General features: G+C 42.8%; 12 protein-coding genes. 6 read left to right on the top strand and 6 right to left on the bottom strand.

Annotation, left to right across the window (positions count from 1 at the left end; genetic code table 11):
- Positions 1-5: 5 nt before the first annotated feature.
- Complete coding sequence (locus O6P32_RS12175; protein ID WP_178265801.1) at positions 6-692, bottom strand: hypothetical protein; 687 nt, start codon at positions 690-692, stop codon at positions 6-8.
- A gap of 95 nt (positions 693-787) precedes the next feature.
- On the opposite strand from O6P32_RS12175, the gene O6P32_RS12170 reads away from it, so the two are divergent.
- The gene (locus O6P32_RS12170; RefSeq protein ID WP_178265800.1) at positions 788-2,206 is read left to right on the top strand and encodes an ATP-dependent DNA helicase; all 1,419 of its coding nucleotides are present in this window, start codon (positions 788-790) and stop codon (positions 2,204-2,206) included.
- A 134-nt stretch (positions 2,207-2,340) separates the two neighbouring features.
- On the opposite strand, the gene O6P32_RS12165 is transcribed toward O6P32_RS12170, so the two are convergent.
- From O6P32_RS12165 to O6P32_RS12155, 3 genes are read right to left on the bottom strand one after another with little or no spacing between them, the layout of a single operon-like run.
- Positions 2,341-3,891: an efflux MFS transporter permease gene (locus O6P32_RS12165; RefSeq protein WP_269878778.1), complete on the bottom strand. Its 1,551-nt coding sequence runs from the start codon at positions 3,889-3,891 to the stop codon at positions 2,341-2,343.
- Between the two features lie 6 nt (positions 3,892-3,897).
- On the bottom strand, positions 3,898-4,932 hold the full coding sequence (locus O6P32_RS12160; RefSeq protein ID WP_178265798.1) for an HlyD family secretion protein: 1,035 nt from the start codon (positions 4,930-4,932) through the stop codon (positions 3,898-3,900).
- A 16-nt stretch (positions 4,933-4,948) separates the two neighbouring features.
- Positions 4,949-6,256, bottom strand: a complete 1,308-nt coding sequence (locus O6P32_RS12155) for a TolC family protein (RefSeq protein ID WP_269878777.1) — start codon at positions 6,254-6,256, stop codon at positions 4,949-4,951.
- Between the two features lie 103 nt (positions 6,257-6,359).
- Between O6P32_RS12155 and O6P32_RS12150 the strand changes: the two genes are divergently transcribed.
- The 3 genes from O6P32_RS12150 (at position 6,360) to O6P32_RS12140 (ending at position 11,034) form a co-directional block, all read left to right on the top strand.
- Positions 6,360-7,163 carry an AraC family transcriptional regulator gene (locus O6P32_RS12150; protein WP_178265796.1) on the top strand — a complete coding sequence of 268 codons (804 nt, stop codon included), beginning with the start codon at positions 6,360-6,362 and terminating at the stop codon, positions 7,161-7,163.
- A gap of 137 nt (positions 7,164-7,300) precedes the next feature.
- A complete protein-coding gene (locus O6P32_RS12145) occupies positions 7,301-8,524 on the top strand; it encodes an alkaline phosphatase family protein (RefSeq protein ID WP_269878776.1) in 1,224 nt (407 codons plus the stop codon).
- A 17-nt stretch (positions 8,525-8,541) separates the two neighbouring features.
- Positions 8,542-11,034 (top strand): alpha-N-acetylglucosaminidase, encoded by a 2,493-nt coding sequence (locus O6P32_RS12140; protein ID WP_269878775.1) that lies wholly within the window; start codon positions 8,542-8,544, stop codon positions 11,032-11,034.
- Positions 11,035-11,269: 235 nt separating this feature from the next.
- On the opposite strand, the gene alaS is transcribed toward O6P32_RS12140, so the two are convergent.
- Positions 11,270-13,888, bottom strand: coding sequence for an alanine--tRNA ligase (gene alaS / locus O6P32_RS12135; RefSeq protein WP_178266166.1), 2,619 nt, complete (start codon positions 13,886-13,888; stop codon positions 11,270-11,272).
- 134 nt (positions 13,889-14,022) lie between these two features.
- On the opposite strand from alaS, the gene O6P32_RS12130 reads away from it, so the two are divergent.
- On the top strand, positions 14,023-14,991 hold the full coding sequence (locus O6P32_RS12130) for a M23 family metallopeptidase (RefSeq protein ID WP_178266167.1): 969 nt from the start codon (positions 14,023-14,025) through the stop codon (positions 14,989-14,991).
- 22 nt (positions 14,992-15,013) lie between these two features.
- Positions 15,014-15,361 (top strand): MerR family transcriptional regulator, encoded by a 348-nt coding sequence (locus O6P32_RS12125; RefSeq protein ID WP_178266168.1) that lies wholly within the window; start codon positions 15,014-15,016, stop codon positions 15,359-15,361.
- A gap of 87 nt (positions 15,362-15,448) precedes the next feature.
- On the opposite strand, the gene O6P32_RS12120 is transcribed toward O6P32_RS12125, so the two are convergent.
- The gene (locus O6P32_RS12120; RefSeq protein WP_269878772.1) at positions 15,449-17,722 is read right to left on the bottom strand and encodes a RelA/SpoT family protein; all 2,274 of its coding nucleotides are present in this window, start codon (positions 17,720-17,722) and stop codon (positions 15,449-15,451) included.
- Positions 17,723-17,836: the final 114 nt, after the last annotated feature.

Below are 17,836 nucleotides of genomic sequence, written 5' to 3'. Positions count from 1 at the left end.
ATATATTATTCCCAGTTACCTGCGTTGTTGTTAGGCTGTTCGATATCACCTACTTTCAGACCGCAGTATTTACCCAATTTGTTCTGCATGTCTTTCAAGTTAGCCAACTGCTGTGCATCCAAGTCGCCCAAATATACGTCGTAAGCAACCTGTGCCTGGAACAAGTTCAGAGGAGCACCAGATTTTGTAGTATCTTTACGGATAGCCATTTCGAATTTAGATCCGTTTCCGAATGGTACGTAAGCCAAAGAATCCGGGTTGAAACCTTTAGCAAAAATAGTATCCATTACGGCAACCCACATTGTATCACGACGGAAGTTCTGCAAGCCTTCTTTTTCTACATCTTTCCAGTTACCAGTCTTTTTAGCTTTGTTGATTAATTCCATAGCTTTCTTTTCTGTCATACCGTTATTCAACTGGTCGTCAGTCAAAGAACCTACTTTCATGATGAAAGGAAGTTTTGCAGTTTTAACGAAAGCAATCAGAGAGTCGAAGTCTGCTGTATATGCACCGTTGTGCATTGTACGATATTCCTGCTGTGCTTTGCGGATATCGATCAAGCGAGCGATAATTGCTTTTTCTCTTTCTTTTTTTGCTTCATCGAAGTTGATAGGACCCATGATACTGCCGTAGCAGATGTATACCAAGGCAACAACACAGGCAGCTAATACAAGATTAATAACTGTTTTCATGATAATATTTGTTTTTTTAGTTTATATTCGTAGCGCAAAAATAAAATAAATTACTTTAACCACGTCAAAGTTACGTGAACTTTTTATGCCGTGTTATGTTAAATAATGATTTGTCGCAGCAAATTAAGCGAAATTTTTCCTATAAACCAACAGAAGAACAAGATTTTACTATAAAATCTTTCGCCGACTTTTTATTTTCTTCGCAAGCAGATTCTGCTTTCATTCTGAAAGGGTATGCCGGAACGGGAAAGACTACGCTGATGGGGGCTTTGGTCAGAACCATGGGGGAGTTGAAGCGGAAATGTGTATTGTTGGCTCCTACCGGTCGGGCAGCAAAGGTTTTTGCGCATTATGCAGGACATCCGGCTTATACCATTCATAAGAAGATTTATCGCCAGCGGGTATTTTCGAATGAAACGGACAATTTCACTATCAATCAGAATATGCATCGTCACACCTTATTTATAATAGATGAGGCTTCAATGATAGCCAATAGCGGACTGGGAGGAATGGCTTTTGGTACAGGACGACTGCTGGACGATTTGGTGCAGTATGTATATAGTGGAGAGGGATGTCGGCTGATGATGGTAGGAGATACGGCACAGTTACCTCCGGTAGGCGAAGAGGAGAGTCCGGCTTTATCGGCTTCTTTTTTGCGGGGCTATGGACTGGAGGTTACGGAGTGTAGCTTGACACAGGTAGTGCGTCAGACAACTGATTCCGGTATTTTATACAATGCTACATTGTTGCGACAATATATTACAGAAGAGAATTTCTTTTCGCTTCCGGTGTTGAAGGCAACTGCATGCTCCGATGTACGGATTCTGCCGGGAGGAGAACTGATAGAAGCCATTACCGAAGCCTATGATACGGCAGGTATGGACGATACCATGATAATCTGCCGTTCCAACAAACGGGCCAATCTTTATAACAAAGGGATACGTAATTCAATCTTGTTCAGAGAAGACGAACTGAACACGGGGGATATGCTGATGGTGGCGAAGAATAATTATTATTGGGGAGCGGAGTGTAAGGAACTGGATTTTATTGCCAATGGAGATGTGGCTGTAGTACGTAGAGTACGCCGGATACGCGAGATGTATGGCTTCCGTTTTGCCGATGTTGTACTGACTTTTCCGGATTATGATGATTTGGAACTGGAGGTCAAGATTCTTCTGGATACCCTGCATTCGGATGCTCCTTCGCTTACGAAAGAGGAAAACGACCGTTTGTTTTATGCTGTACTGGAAGATTATGCAGATGTTCCTACGAAACGTGAACGTATGAAAAAAATGAAGGAAGATGCATATTATAATGCCTTACAGGTGAAGTATGCTTATGCCGTGACTTGCCATAAGGCTCAGGGTGGACAGTGGAAAAGGATTTTTCTCGATCAGGGGTATATGACCGAAGAAATGCTTTCGCCCGACTATTATCGTTGGCTTTATACTGCTTTTACCCGTGCTACAGAGAAAATCTATCTGGTAAATTGGCCGAAGGAGCAGACAGAATAGTCAGAACAAATGTATATTTTGTTAGAGAATTGTGTGAAAAAGGGGCGTCTTCGTACTTTGAATCAGCCCCTTGAATGTTGCAGTTTTTCAGCTTTTTGTCAGGTATTCATTGTTTTTTGCATGTCGAAATTTTCTTAAGGTTCTATGGCGATGGTATGTTTTTTCATCAGTTTTTCGTGATGATTCTCCCAAAGTCTGTAGCTGAGCAGAATACACAGAAACACTGTACTGATAATGCAAATCCATCCGAACAGTTCTTTCAGACTGATGAGAATGGTTTGCTCTGTAACCTGTGCGTAAAGAGCTTGTATGGAATGAGGAGACAGGCTACTGTGTACCTGGTCCATTCTCAGACTGAGAAGTCCGATGTTTTCCTGACTCAAATGTCTGAGCCATCGGGTAAGAATGGCTGTTCCGAGTGGGGTAGCTATACTGGTACGGATAAAGCTTAGTACGCAAAGTCCTTGAAAGAAATGCTGGAAAGGAACACTCTTGGCAATGTAAATGGTCAGTGCAATATAAAGTATACCGTTTCCTACACCTTTCAGATAATTGGGCAGGTACAGGCTTTCGATATTCAGTGTAGGATAAATAAGAAAATACATGTAGTACTGATAAATAATAATCAGTATAAATCCTACTGAAATGAGAAGTTTGAAGCCTTTACGCAAGACTACCTGGCGGTAGAATACAACTGCTGCTCCCGAGAGAATACCGATAAATACACACCAGTTGATGGATACAGAATTCAAGTCGTCGTAATGCAGAATGGAAGTCATGAACTGGCTCTGCAGAACCGAAGAGGTGGTAAGAAGCAGACACATCGTGAGGAACAGGAACAGAATAACCGGAAAGTTGCGGTAACGGAATACCTTGGGTGAGATATACGGGCGGCGCACTGTGCTCATGCGGTTGATGTTGATGAGCAGGCAGAGCAGGGCAATGACGATGCAGGCACGTATTTCTACACTGTCTAGCCAGTCGTGATATTCACCGTAGATACAAATATAAACTACAGCAAACAGCATCACTCCCCAGAGTATACCACTTAGCCAGTCTATACCATACAAGGGTATTTTCTTTCCCGGGCGATAGGGGCGGGTAAGAAAGAATACACAAAACCATACAATGACCAGCAGACCGATGACAAACCAGTGCATATAATGCCAGTTGGCCCACTCGGATATATGAGTGGCTACCAGACCGGACAACTGGATACTTTCCAGTACGATAATATAGATAACCGGATAGAATACAGAGAAATTACCGGAAGGAGTCACACTTAGGCGGATGTTGGAGAAACATTCGAAGGTTCCCCACATACGGAAAAAACCGGAAATAAAGCAAATGAAAATCAAAAGCGGAATTTGCCGGGTATGCATGGTGATAAGGTTGCATACTATCAGTACGCAACATACCGTCAGCAATATGGAACGGGTCGTGAAACGCGACTTAAGACGGAACAGAATGGGAAAAATCACAGTCATCCCGATAAAAGAAGCGTATCCTGCCATGTTGATATCTTCCTGAATACAACCCAATGCACTCGACATCTGGTAGGCTGTAGGCAGGAAAACTCCGCCATTGAATTGGAAAACCATGGCGAAAAACAAGGAGATACAGATACAGAAGGGGGTAGAAAGCGATTCCTTGAAGTATAGGATACGGGGACGTACTGGTTTCATTGGCTTTTAGAATTTTACGGTACATTCTACATTCATACCGGCACGGAGGCGTTCGAGATCTTCCGGACGGTTGTTGTGTGTGAATTCTATACGTACTGGGATACGCTGTTCTACTTTTACAAAGTTTCCGGCAGAGTTGTCTTGCGGTATCACCGAATAGAATGAACCGGTCGCGTCGGAGATAGAAGAAATTTGTCCTTCGTATTCTATTCCTGGAATGGCATCAACTTGTATCTTGACCAGCTGTCCTTTTTGCATGTCTGTAGTCTGGGTTTCTTTATAGTTGGCAATTACCCATTTTTCTGTACCGTCTACCAGAGTGACCAGTGTTTGTCCGGATTGTACCAGCTGTCCTTCGTGAATATCCTTGCGTCCGGTTACTCCGTCGGTTGTAGCACGGATGATGGTATACGAGAGGTTCAGTTTGGCCAGATTCAGTGCTGCTTCTGCCAGTTTGATAGCCGACTCGTTTTGTTCCAGACGCTGAGTCTGTTCCTGCTTCATAAGGGAGGTAGACTGTTTCTGTCTCAGTAACTGTTCATACCGTGCTTTGGTAGCAGCATAATCAGTTTTCACCCGGTCGAACTGCTGGGGAGTTACCGCTTCTTCTTTCATCAGTTCCTGGTAACGTTTGTAGTCGGTTTCAGCATTCAGCAGACGTACCCGTTGCTCTTCGATAGCTGCTTCGGTTACGAAAATGTTGTTTTGTGTGGTGTTGATAGTTGTATACATGGCACTTTTTCCAGCCAGAGCATTCTGATAGTCGGCTTCTGCCTGCGCTACTTTCAGGCGATATTCGGTATCGTCTATAATAGCCAGTGTATCTCCTTTCTTCACTCTCTGATATTCTTCAAAGCAAATTTTCTTGATAAATCCCTGTACTCGTGTATTGACAGGAGTCAGATGTTGTTTGATTTGTGCATTGTCTGTATATTCGTTGCTGCCGAGGCGGATAAATTTTCCGCTTATCCAGCTTATACCTCCTGCCAGTACAAGCAGTATGATGAAATTGGGGATGGCTCTTTTCTTATTTTTTATCATGAGTATATAGGGTTTATTATAATGTTCCGTTTAATTTCTTGAGCAGATAATATTGGTATAGAATATTAATCTGGTCGTTGGTCAGTTGTAATTCGGTGTCCAGCTGCGTATTGCTTGCATCCAGCATATCGGTAATCAGTGACAAACCATTTAGGTAACGGTGCTTTACGATATTGAAGTTCTCGTGTGCAAGCTGTACACTCTTCTGCTGGGTCTGAAGTCGCGTATAAGCTTCGTTCAGTCCGATGTAAGCGGCATGAATGGCGTTGTCGAGTTCTTCTTCTGCCAGTCTTCTTTGTTCCTGTGTCTTAAGCGTGGAGATACGTGCCTGTTTTAGTTTCTTTTTGGTTTTGAACAAGGCGTCCAGATTGTATGAGACAGAGACTCCCGCAAACCAGTAGTTGAAATTATTGTTCAACGGTGGTACTTCTACAAGAATGGGACCGGTAAAATCATTGGTAGCGGTGAGGTTGATATGGGGCCTTCTTTCCGCCTTAATCAGGCGTTCCTCGTTTTGCTTTAGTTGTATTTGGTTATCGGCCATTTGTAGTGCGGGAGCATTCAGCTTTCCTTCTTTCCAGGCTGTTTCGCTCTGTCTCGCAATCTGTATGTTTTTAAGTTGTGCTGTATCAGGCTGTATAATTGTACCTTCCGGCAGTCCGATGGTACTGGCCAGATGCTGGCATAATATATTCTTCTTGTTCAGAACGGAAGTCAGTGCCAGTTTCAGATTCTGAAGCTGAAGCTCATAGCGTGTAATGTCGCTCTTCAAAGCTGTTCCCTGGCTGTAGGCTGCTCGCATATCTTTCACCAGAAGCTGTGTCTGTTCGATATTCTTTTCGTACACCGTCTTTTCATTATTCAGCTGACATATATCCAGGTAGTAGCCGATGAGCAGGAAACGTATATCCTGGCGGTTACTGTCGTATTCCAGTTGGGCATTCCGGTGCATCAGCTTACTCTTCTCGATGTTTCCGCTGATGCTTCCCCCGCTGTAAACTACCTGACTTGCCTTCAGAACAAATGTATTTCCAAAGTGAGGCATGTCTGCATGTATTCCGTTTGAAAAATCCCGGTCGGTCATACAACCGTCTCCAATGTAGTTGAGAGTCAGTTCGCTGTGAATGGATGGAAGTCGCTTGTCACGTGCAACTTTAATCCCTTGAGCGGTTTCTTCCGTGTGAAGTGTGTGTACCCGTATGCTTTTGCTGTTCTCGTCAGCCAAGTGGAACATTTCGTCTATACTGAGTATACGAGTCTGGGCATCGGATGCAGCTCCTGAAAAAAGCAATCCGATGCAGAAAAACCAATACCTATTCTTCATGTAACCTTTTCTGTCTATTTCAATTTGTGCATGCAAAAATAAACCTTTAACTTTGTTCTGAATTTTCAATTAATGCAATAAAATTATCAAATCATGCCAACCGATGAATGGAGAACAGAAATCGTATATTGCGACTATAAACAGTTCACAACCTGAAGAAATCTTTATAAAAAAAACAGGTTGGGAAGAAATTGTTCTACCTGCTCATGCTCATAATAAGGAACAAATTATCTATACTTTGTCGGGAACGTTAAGGGTACAGATTGGCAATACGAATTATTTTGTACCGGAAAAACACATAGCCTGGATACCGGCTGGAGTAGAACATGAGTTATGCAGTCACAATCGTCTGGTTTCGCTGGTTATCTTTTATTTGTCATTTGAGGAGGCTGATGTGATGAATGGCTTTTCCATTTATAATACCACTTCGGTAATAGCAGAAAATTTAAAGTTTATCGCTTCGAAAGGCAAATTGATTCGAAGAGATACACAAGCCGATTTATTTCAGTTTACTTTGAGCTTCTTTAAGCTACTTCCCTCCATGAGTCCGGTCAGAGAGATTCTTCTAAAGACACTGGTGATTCCCGACGATCAGCGCCTGGTACCGGTGTTACATTATATAACAGAGCATTGTGGCGAGAATTTGAAAATAGAAACGGTAGCAAAATACTTTGGATTTTCGGTCCGTAACCTGAGCCGTTTGTTTTTCCGCTCGAATATCCGTTTTAGTCTGTATCTGAATTATCAGCGAGTGACGAGGGCTATTGAATTGCTGGCCGACAGGGAGAAAACTTTATCGGAAATAGCTTATGAAGTAGGTTTCAGTACTCCCAATAATTTTAATCGGGTGTTCAGGCAGATTACAGGAATGTCGCCCGGGCAATTTGTAAAGATGAAAAACGAGTGATATAAATAAAGTGTTATTTTTGCAGACCTTATAATCTGAGTCTATCTTGTTTTATATTCCATACCTAAGAAATTGAATGGGGAATTGCAGGTAATGAAATTTATAGAAAAAAGATATTAATAAATAGACATGAAATTATGAAAAAGTACTTGATTGTTGCAATTTGCGTATTGTTTCCGATTTTGCTTTATGGTAAAACCCGTAAAGTGGTGTATGTGGTGTTGGATGGTATACCGGCTGACTATATAGAACGTGTCCATCCTAAATATATATACGATATAGCTTCGCAAGGAGGATATGCCCGTGCTTATACCGGGGGAGAAATAGGCGGTTATTCGCAGACTCCTACCATTTCGGCAATTGGTTATATGAATATATTGACTGGTACATGGATGAATAAGCATAATGTAGATGGAAACTCTAATTTGAAACCAAACTATAATTATTGGTCTTTATTTCGTATCGCTAAAGAACAGAAGAAAAACTACACAACTGCAATCTTTTCTGGCTGGACCGATAACCGTACTGTTTTGATTGGGGAGGGGAAAAAAGAAACCGATTCTCTGAAGATAGACTATGTCTTTGACGGCTATGATAACGACAAGGTAAATTTTCCTCAGAAGAAAGATGAATTACAGATTTTTGATATTGATTCTGTAGTAAGTAAAGCTGCAGCAGATTGTATACGTAAGGATGCTCCTGATTTGAGTTGGGTTTATTTGTGGTATACAGACTCTGGTTTTCATATCTATGGTGATGGAAGTTTTATGGATCAGTATGTCAATAAGACAGACGAACTGGTCGGACAGATATGGGAGGCTGTCAAGTATCGTGAAAAACATTTTGATGAAGAATGGATGATTATTGTCACGACCGACCATGGAAGAGGAGAAAGCGGACATCATCATGGAGGGCAGTTGGCTCGTGAACGCAGTGTTTGGATTTCAACTAACTTCAATCAGTTGAATGAACAGTTCAGACGTCCGACATTGGCTTTGGTTGATATTCTTCCTTCTATTTGCCGTTTTATGGAATTTGACATACCTCAAGACGTTGCTTTCGAACAAGACGGTATCTCTTTCTATGGGGCGACAGATATTTATAACTTGACGACACATCCTTATGATAATACTTTGAAACTGAACTGGCAATCGGAATGTTCAGAAGAAGAGGCTGTGGTTTATATGTCTACTACGAATAATTATAAAGATGGGGGGCATGATCAGTGGATTGAGTTAGGACGGGTAAAAGCTTCTTCCGGTCAGTTTGTAGTTGACTTGAGTAAATATCCTGCTTCAAAATTCTATAAGTTTGTAGTAAAAACTCCGAATACAATTCTGACCCGATGGGTGTATAAATAACAAATAAGAACTATTACATGGGAAAACACATTTTTTTATTTTTATTTTATCTGTTGGCTGGAGAGGTGCTTGGATGCGCTCAGCAGACAAAAGCTGTACGTGAACTGATTCAACGTGTTTCCGGCCGGCAGGATATCCCTGTGTCATTGAAGTTGAAACAGGATAAGGACAGTACGTATTATCAGTATGAGGTGCAGGATGGAACATTGCGTATTCAGGCCTCAGATAATGTATCTTTATGTCGTGGCTTTTACGACTATATAAAGGATAATCAATGGGGAATGTATACATGGAGTGGAAATAGTATTACTGTCCCCGGCGTATTACCCGACCAGTCTTTTGTAAGAACTGTTTCTCCTTTCTCCAATCATTATTATTTTAATGTCTGTACTTATGGATACTCCATGCCTTACTGGGATTGGGAACGTTGGCAACAGGAAATTGACTGGATGGCTCTGCATGGCATTAATATGCCGTTGGCTTTAGTAGGCTATGAGGCAATTATAGCACGTGTATGGAAAAAAATGGGGTTGACTGATGAAGAAATAGAACATTATTTTGTAGGACCTGCTCATTTACCCTGGATGCGTATGGGAAATGTAAGTGGGATAGATGGTCCTCTTAATGAAGACTGGCATCGGAAACAAATCGCTCTTCAACATAAAATATTGGATAGAATGCGCTCCTTGGGGATGAAACCCATTTGTCCGGGTTTCCCGGGGTTTATTCCTCAGGAGTTCAAGCGTATTCATCCGGAACTGGAAATAATCGAGACACATTGGGGAGGTGCTTTCTCTAACTGGATGATTTCTCCTCAAGAGCCTTTATTTAAAGAAATAGGTACGGCATTTATCCGTGAATGGGAGAAAGAGTTTGGAAAATGCGATTATTATCTGGTAGACAGTTTTAATGAAATGGAAATCCCTTTTCCTGAAAAAGGAAATCCTGAACGGTATGAGATGGCAGCTTCCTATGGTAATAGTGTATACGAATCAATTAGGAAGGCTAATACCAAAGCTGTATGGGTGATGCAGGGATGGATGTTTGGGTATCAGCGGCATATCTGGGATTATGAAACTTTAGGAGCCTTGGTATCGAAAGTTCCTGATGATAAAATGCTGTTGCTTGATCTGGCTGTGGATTATAATAAGCATTTCTGGCATTCCGAAGTAAACTGGGAATATTATAAGGGCTTTTATAATAAACAGTGGGTATATAGTGTGATACCTAATATGGGAGGTAAGGTAGGAATGACTGGGGTACTTGACTTTTATGCCAATGGTCATTTGGAAGCTTTGGCCTCACCTTATAAAGGGAAACTGATTGCACATGGAATGGCTCCGGAAGGTATTGAGAATAATGAAGTGTTGTATGAACTGGTGACAGATGCCGGTTGGAGCTCTCGCCGGATAGATGTGCGCAACTGGTTGAAGGATTATTCGGAAAACCGTTATGGAAAAGCCTCTGCCGATATCACGGCTGCATGGAATTATCTGTTGAAGTCGGTATATGGTACTTTTACCGACCATCCTCGTTTCAATTGGCAGTTCCGTCCGGGTACTGTTAAAGATGGTTCTATTAATATATGCGAAGACTACTTTAAAGGGTTGGAATGCTTTGTGGATGCCGCAGATGAATTAGGGGATAACAAGATGTATCGAGTTGATTTGGCAGAAATGGCCACTCAGTATTTGGGTGGAAAAGCTGAGATTTTGACGAAGATGATCGATCAGGAGTATTTGTTGGGAGATACTTTACAAGCTTGTTTTCTTCAAAGCCGGTTTGAAACTTTGATGTTGGGAATGGACGCTCTTTTGAGCCAGCATCCTACACTTCGTTTGGAGCGTTGGCTGGACTTTGCACGGAAGGCTGCTGAAACACCGGAACAACAAAAGCAATATGAAAAAAATGCCCGTAGAATTGTAACTATTTGGGGACCTCCTGTCGATGATTATGCAGCCCGTATTTGGAGCGGACTGATAGAAAGTTATTATTTAGGCCGTTGGAAGAATTATTATACCAGTCGGACTCAGGGAATAGATTTCGATATGCCTGCTTGGGAGCGTAATTGGGTAGAGAATCATCAGGGTACAGATTATGAATGGGGGACGATTGATGTGGTGGATTTCTCTAAAAAGATGATCGCATTATCAAAAGATATTTCGGAAAAGGACTTGAAATTGAATCAGCCTAATTTGATAGGAGTATGGAGCTTGGGAGATAAGGAAACAAAAGAGGTGAAACTGAATCTTTCTGCCCGTATGCTGGAAAAAATGAAGGGAATTTCTATAGAAATCATAAAGGGAAGAAAAGAGATAGAGGCGACAGGCTTTATACTTGAGGCAGATGGAAAACTCCTTGCTTCATCTGATGATGTAAAGAGTCTGCAGGAAAAAACTACGTATCCAATTGTTCTGCCGGAAAAGATACAGGCTAATAATGGATGTGTCCTGACTGTTCGTTTTACCTCTTCTTCGAGTAAAGCTGCTGGTGTGATTTTGCTTGAATAATCACGTTAAAAATGCGACTTGTCACGTTGGCATACGATACTTGTATCGTTGCCTTTCGATACTTGTATCATCAGCTAACGTGACAAGTCGCGTTTTTTGCGTGTATTATTGCCGCTTTTTGTTCAATATTAAAAGAGCTTCAATTGCTCTGGGTATCCAAATACAAAAATGTCATTCTCCACAGGAAACTATTCCGGGAGAATGACATTTCTTATATAGAGGGATTCTGTTGAAATCAGAATCCTGCCAATTCGATAATCTTATCGACAGCTGCACTCAGTCCGTCGGGGTTCTTACCACCGGCTGTAGCAAAGTGAGGCTGACCGCCACCGCCACCCTGAATCAGTTTGGCAGCTTCGCGTACCAACTGGCCTGCGTTCAGTCCGGCTTTCACCTGGTCTTCGCTCATGGTTACAGTCAGCAACGGTTTGTTTTCGAATACGCTACCGATAGCAACGAACAAGTTTTCAGGGAACTGTCCTTTCAGCTGGAAGGCAATGTTCTTCACAGCGTCAGCCGGCATCGGAAGTACAGTGCTGATTACTTTCACACCGTTTACTTCTTTTGCATTTTCAATCAGCTTGTTCTTGACAGAAGCTTCTTTTTCTTTCATGAATTCTTCCATCTGTTTCTTCAAGCCTGCATTTTCGTCGATATATTTTGTAATAGCAGCTTTCAGGTCAGGAGCGTTGTTGAACAGTGCTTTCAGGTCGCTGATAGTATCCTGTACCATGTCGAACATTTCTTCTACCTTTTCTCCGGTAACAGCTTCGATACGGCGTACACCTGCAGCTACAGAACTTTCAGAGATGATTTTCACCATACCGATTTTTCCGGTAGCCGATACGTGAGTACCTCCACAGAACTCGATAGATGAACCGAACTGTACGACACGTACTTCGTCGCCATACTTTTCACCGAAGAGAGCGATAGCACCCAGTTCTTTTGCCTTCTCGATAGGCAGGTTACGGTATTCAGTCAAAGGTACGTTTTCACGAATCTTTGCATTGACCAGATGTTCCACTTCACGAATCTGTTCCGGAGTCACTTTCTGGAAGTGAGAGAAGTCGAAACGGAGTGAGTCTGGAGTAACGAGTGAACCTTTCTGTTCTACGTGTGTACCCAATACCTGACGCAATGCTTCGTCCAGCAAGTGTGTACAAGAGTGGTTAGCTGCACAAGCCGCACGTTTGTCTGTGTCTACACAAGCCATCATCGGAGCTTCCAGATGTTCGGGAAGTTTCTTGGCAATGTGGATAGGAAGATTGTTTTCCTTCTTAGTATCGATGATTTCGATAGTCTCGAATTCGCTTACCAATACACCGGTATCACCTACCTGACCACCGCTTTCTGCATAGAACGGAGTATCGCTCAATACAATCTGGAACAGTGTCTGGTTTTTCTGTTTTACCTGACGGTAGCGCAAGATGCTGGTTTCATATTCAGTATAGTCGTAACCTACGAAAGTAGTTTCACCTTCTTTCAGTGTAATCCAGTCGCCTGTTTCTACGGCAGCTGCATTGCGGGCACGTTCTTTCTGTTTCTGCATTTCTGCTTCAAATCCTTTCACGTCGGCAGACAGACCGTTTTCACGGAGAATCAGTTCTGTCAAGTCGAATGGGAATCCGAAGGTATCGTACAATGTGAAAGCATCCACTCCGCTGATTTCAGTTTTTCCGGCAGCTTTTGCTTCGCTCATAGTCTTGTCCAACAGGCGGATACCGGTTTCCAGTGTACGGAGGAATGATTCTTCTTCTTCCTTCATTACTTTTTCAATCAAAGCCTGCTGTGCTTTCAGTTCCGGATAAGCACCACCCATGTTTTCAATCAACACCGGTACCAGACGGTACATGAATGCCTGCTTCTGTCCCAGGAAGGTATATGCATAGCGAACGGCACGGCGGAGGATACGGCGGATTACGTAACCGGCCTTGGCGTTAGACGGAAGCTGTCCGTCGGTAATAGAGAAGGCGATGGTACGGATGTGATCTGCCACTACGCGCATGGCTACATCTGTCTTTTCGTCATCACCGTATTTCTTGCCAGACAAGTCACCGATTACTTTGATGATAGGCTGGAATACGTCTGTATCATAGTTTGATGTTTTTCCCTGCAAGGTACGTACCAGACGTTCGAATCCCATACCGGTATCGATTACTTTTGCAGGCAATGATTCCAAAGAACCGTCTGCTTTACGGTTGTACTGCATGAACACCAGGTTCCAGATTTCGATAACCTGCGGATGATCTTTGTTTACCAGCTGGCTTCCCGGTATAGCTGCTTTTTCTTCTTCCGAACGAGAGTCAATGTGGATTTCCGAGCAAGGACCACAAGGACCTGTATCACCCATTTCCCAGAAGTTATCGTGCTTGTTTCCGTTGATGATATGGTCTTTCGGGAAGAATTGTTCCCAATAGCCGGCTGCTTCGTCATCGCGAGACAGACCTTCGCTTGGGCTTCCTTCGAATACAGTTACATACAAGTCTTTCGGATCGAGTTTCAGCACGTTCACCAGATATTCATATGCCCAGCTGATAGCTTCTTTCTTGAAGTAGTCGCCGAATGACCAGTTACCCAACATTTCGAACATGGTGTGATGATAGGTATCATGACCTACTTCTTCCAGGTCGTTGTGCTTACCGCTTACGCGCAAGCATTTTTGTGAGTCTGTTACACGGGTATATTTCGCAGGATGATTACCCAGAATAATGTCTTTAAACTGGTTCATACCTGCATTGGTAAACATCAGAGTAGGGTCGTCTTTGATGACCATTGGTGCAGAAGGCACAATCTGATGTCCTTTCGACTCAAAAAACTTGACGAATGAGTCGCGGATTTCGTTTGCTGTCAACATAATGCTTATAATGTCTTGTAGTTAATATTCTCAAATTTGATTTGCAAAGATAATCGGTTTTATTATTTTTGTCCGTATGTTTGATGCAAAAACTTGAACCGTTGCATCTTAAAATTCTTCAAAACTAGATTTGAATGCGTAAAGTCTATTATATCTATAACCCTCAGACACGAACGTACGATCGTATTTATCCTACCATGCGGCAGAGGGTACAGAGCTATTTAAGACGCCTGTTCGTGGGGATGGGTTTGGGAGCCGGCAGTTTTATTTTGCTGTTGTGGATTTTCGGCTCTCCTTCCGAAAAAGACCTCCGTGTAGAAAACTCTCGCTTGCTTGCTCAGTATAATATCCTTTCTACCCGTCTGGATGAAGCGCTGGATGTGATGCAGCATCTTCAACAGCGCGATGACAACTTGTACCGTGTCATTATGCAGGCCGATCCTGTGAGTGACGAATTGCGTAATGCCAGTTATGGGAAAACAAACCGTTATGAGGAATTGATGGATATGGCCAATAAGAATCTGGTGATAAATACTACGCAAAAGATGGACTTGCTGGCACGAAGGGTGTATATTCAGTCCAAGTCGTTCGATGAGGTGGTGAATCTGTGTAAACGGAATGACGAGATGCTGGCTTGTATTCCTGCCATTCAGCCTGTATCGAACAAAAATCTGAAGCAGACAGCTTCCGGATATGGTACACGTATCGACCCTATCTATAAGACTGTAAAGTTTCATGCAGGTATGGACTTCTCTGCTGATATCGGTACACCGGTGTATGTAACGGGTAACGGAAAGGTTGTGAAGGCTGGTTGGGAAGGGCTGTACGGTAATTGTATCTTGATTGACCATGGCTTTGGGTATGTAACGCGTTATGCACATCTGAGTAAGATAAAGGTAAGGGTAGGACAGAAAGTGGTACGTGGTGAGGTGATTGGTGAAGTGGGCTCTACAGGAAAGAGTACCGGACCGCATCTGCATTACGAGGTGCATGTCAAGGGGCAGGTAGTGAACCCTGTCAACTATTACTTTATGGATTTGAGTGCTGACGATTACGACAAGATGATTCAGATTGCTGCCAACCACGGCAAGGTATTCGATTAATATAGAGGGAGGATACGTGATTATGGCATTGAAGACAGAAAAGAAACTGAAACTGTATTATTCCATTACAGAGGTGGCAAAGATGTTCGGAGTAAACGAATCTTTGCTGCGTTATTGGGAAAAAGAATTTCCTTTTCTTTCTCCTAAAAAAGCTGGGGGGAATATCCGTCAGTACACACAGGCGGATATCGAGAATGTCAGACTGGTGTATCATCTGGTGAAGGAAAAGGGAATGACACTGGCCGGTGCCAAGCAGCGCCTGAAGCAGAATAGGGAGAGTGTGGTGAGTACAGCAGAGATAGTGGACCGGCTGAAACGGGTAAGGGAAGAATTACTCAGTATGAAACGGGAGTTGGATTATCTCACTTAAATAAGTGCAGGAAATTTAAAGTATTCCATTTTACTATATAATAAAGGCTTTTCTTCGTGAGGAAGGAAAGCCTTTATTTATACTGTTTTAGTCTGCAATTACATCATCGAAACTTTCGATGCGGGTAACCCTCTTGATGTTCTCTACACTCTTGAGATTCTTGCAAATAGCATTCACATCATCTACATCGTGTACGAAGAGTTGGATACGTCCTTCAAAGATACCATCAGTAGATTCGATGTTCAGTTTGCGGATATTTACATTGAGCTGCTGTGAGATAATTTGTGTTACCTTATTCAGCACTCCGATACCGTCGATACCCTTTACATAGATGTTCACCGGGAAGTCCAGTGCCTTTCCTGTATCCCATTCTACAGCCAGCAGGCGGTTGCCGAAGCTCGTTTTCAGTTGGGTGGCAATGGGGCACTGCCGTTTGTGTATCACGATACGGTTGTTGTCATCGATATAGCCCAATACGTCATCTCCCGGAATCGGTTTGCAGCAGTCGGCAAGGATATAGTTCTTCTGAATACCATCCGGAGTAATTTTCAGAATTTTCTTCTTGTCTACGTTAAGCGGTTCCGGTGCTTTTTCCGGCTTGGTTTCGTTCTTTGGACGGATGTTTCCAAATGCAAACGATATATATTTTTTCCAGTTGGTAGGACTCGGTTTTTCTTTCAGTTCATTGCGGTCTGCTTCTCCCAGGATGATGACCTTCTGTCCGATTTGTTGCTTCAGCTCTTCGGGCGATTTCAGGTGATGCAGCATACAGAGTTTCTTGATATTTTCTTCTGTAGCTGGAATATTTTCCTGCTTGAAGAAATCGTGCAGCATTTCTTCTCCCTGTAATTGCTGTTCTTTCCGTTCACGCTTTAAAATAGCCTGAATTTTGGTTTTTGCTTTGGCTGTAGTAGCAAAGTTTATCCACGAGGCCTGTACTTTTTGTGATTTGGAAGTAAGGATTTCCACCTGGTCACCACTCTGTAATTTATGGCTCAGCGGTACCAGTTTATGATTAACCTTGGCACCGATACAGTGACTACCCAAGAATGTATGGATAGAAAAGGCAAAATCAAGAGCCGTACAGTTTTGTGGCATGGTCTTGATTTCTCCCTTTGGAGTAAAGACAAATATCTCTGAAGCGAAGAGATTCATTTTGATTGTGTCAAGGAAATCCAATGCATCCGGTTGCGGATCGTCCAGTATTTCCTTAATGGTTTTCAGCCATTTGTTCAGTTCGCCTTCATCCTCGCTGCCTCCACCTTCTTTGTATTTCCAGTGTGCAGCAAATCCCTGCTCTGCTACATCGTCCATGCGCTCGCTGCGGATTTGTACTTCAATCCACTGCCCTTTATTACTCATCAGTGTGACGTGCAAAGCCTGATATCCGTTGGCTTTCGGATGGCTTACCCAGTCGCGCAGACGGTCGGGATGAGGCTTGTATATTTTCGAGATGGCCACATAGATATCAAAGCAGTCGTTCAGTTCTTCTTCCTCGTTGCGGGGAGTAAAGATGATACGTACTGCCAGAATATCGTATATCTCTTCAAAGGTAATATGCTTGGTCTGCATCTTGTTCCATATAGAATACGGCGACTTGATGCGTGCTAAAATCCGGTACGGAATACCCATCTTGTCCAATTGGGTACGGATGGGAGCTGTAAACTCTTCAAACAGACTGTCCCGTTCTGCTTGAGTCGCTTCCAGTTTATCTTGTATTTCTTTATAGGTTTCCGGATGTTCGTATTTGAAGCTAAGGTCTTCCAGTTCTGTTTTGATACGGTTCAGTCCCAGACGGTTGGCAAGAGGTGCATAGATGTAGAGTGTTTCTCCGGCAATTTTGTATTGTTTGCTCGGAAGCATGGAGCCCAATGTACGCATGTTGTGCAGGCGGTCGGCTATCTTGATAAGAATCACCCGGATGTCATCGTTCATGGTAAGCAGCAACTTCTTGAAGTTTTCTGCCTGAGCCGATGCACGGTCACCAAAAATTCCTCCGGATATTTTAGTCAGTCCGTCTACAATCTGGGCTATTTTGGGGCCAAACAGGTTTTCGATATCTTCTACGGTATAGTCGGTATCTTCTACCACATCGTGCAGGAGGGCAGAACATATCGACGTAGAGCCTAAGCCTATTTCCACACAGGCAATACGGGCTACGGCAATAGGGTGCAAAATATAAGGCTCACCCGAGCGTCGTCTGACACCCTTGTGTGCTTGTTTGGCAAAATTGAAAGCTTTGGTGATTATCTCTACCTTTTTGCGATGTCTGCTTTCCAAGTATCGGTCTAAAAGTTCCTGAAAGGCTGCATTGATTTGCTTTTCGTCGGCTTGCTCCTGCGTTAATTTTTCATCCGTCATGGTGTACCTCCTTCAATCTATATGCAAAAATAGACAAAATTCGTTATTAATCAAGAATCTTGCCTTTTTTTATCTTGTAATCTGCATGTGTGGTCGCTGGAAATTTACCGGATT

The organism is Phocaeicola acetigenes, assembly GCF_027529745.1.
Classification (GTDB): Bacteria; Bacteroidota; Bacteroidia; order Bacteroidales; family Bacteroidaceae; genus Phocaeicola; species Phocaeicola acetigenes.
Note: the sequence above shows the minus strand (reverse complement) of the source record. Positions and strands in the feature narration are given on the sequence as shown.

What these genes read in the sequence shown, in the direction of transcription:
- O6P32_RS12175 (WP_178265801.1), bottom strand. Translation starts at nt 692, where the DNA reads ATGAAAACAGTTATTAATCTTGTATTAGCTGCCTGTGTTGTTGCCTTG.
- O6P32_RS12170 (WP_178265800.1), top strand. Translation starts at nt 788, where the DNA reads ATGTTAAATAATGATTTGTCGCAGCAAATTAAGCGAAATTTTTCCTAT.
- O6P32_RS12165 (WP_269878778.1), bottom strand. Translation starts at nt 3,891, where the DNA reads ATGAAACCAGTACGTCCCCGTATCCTATACTTCAAGGAATCGCTTTCT.
- O6P32_RS12160 (WP_178265798.1), bottom strand. Translation starts at nt 4,932, where the DNA reads ATGATAAAAAATAAGAAAAGAGCCATCCCCAATTTCATCATACTGCTT.
- O6P32_RS12155 (WP_269878777.1), bottom strand. Translation starts at nt 6,256, where the DNA reads ATGAAGAATAGGTATTGGTTTTTCTGCATCGGATTGCTTTTTTCAGGA.
- O6P32_RS12150 (WP_178265796.1), top strand. Translation starts at nt 6,360, where the DNA reads ATGAATGGAGAACAGAAATCGTATATTGCGACTATAAACAGTTCACAA.
- O6P32_RS12145 (WP_269878776.1), top strand. Translation starts at nt 7,301, where the DNA reads ATGAAAAAGTACTTGATTGTTGCAATTTGCGTATTGTTTCCGATTTTG.
- O6P32_RS12140 (WP_269878775.1), top strand. Translation starts at nt 8,542, where the DNA reads ATGGGAAAACACATTTTTTTATTTTTATTTTATCTGTTGGCTGGAGAG.
- alaS (WP_178266166.1), bottom strand. Translation starts at nt 13,888, where the DNA reads ATGTTGACAGCAAACGAAATCCGCGACTCATTCGTCAAGTTTTTTGAG.
- O6P32_RS12130 (WP_178266167.1), top strand. Translation starts at nt 14,023, where the DNA reads ATGCGTAAAGTCTATTATATCTATAACCCTCAGACACGAACGTACGAT.
- O6P32_RS12125 (WP_178266168.1), top strand. Translation starts at nt 15,014, where the DNA reads ATGGCATTGAAGACAGAAAAGAAACTGAAACTGTATTATTCCATTACA.
- O6P32_RS12120 (WP_269878772.1), bottom strand. Translation starts at nt 17,722, where the DNA reads ATGACGGATGAAAAATTAACGCAGGAGCAAGCCGACGAAAAGCAAATC.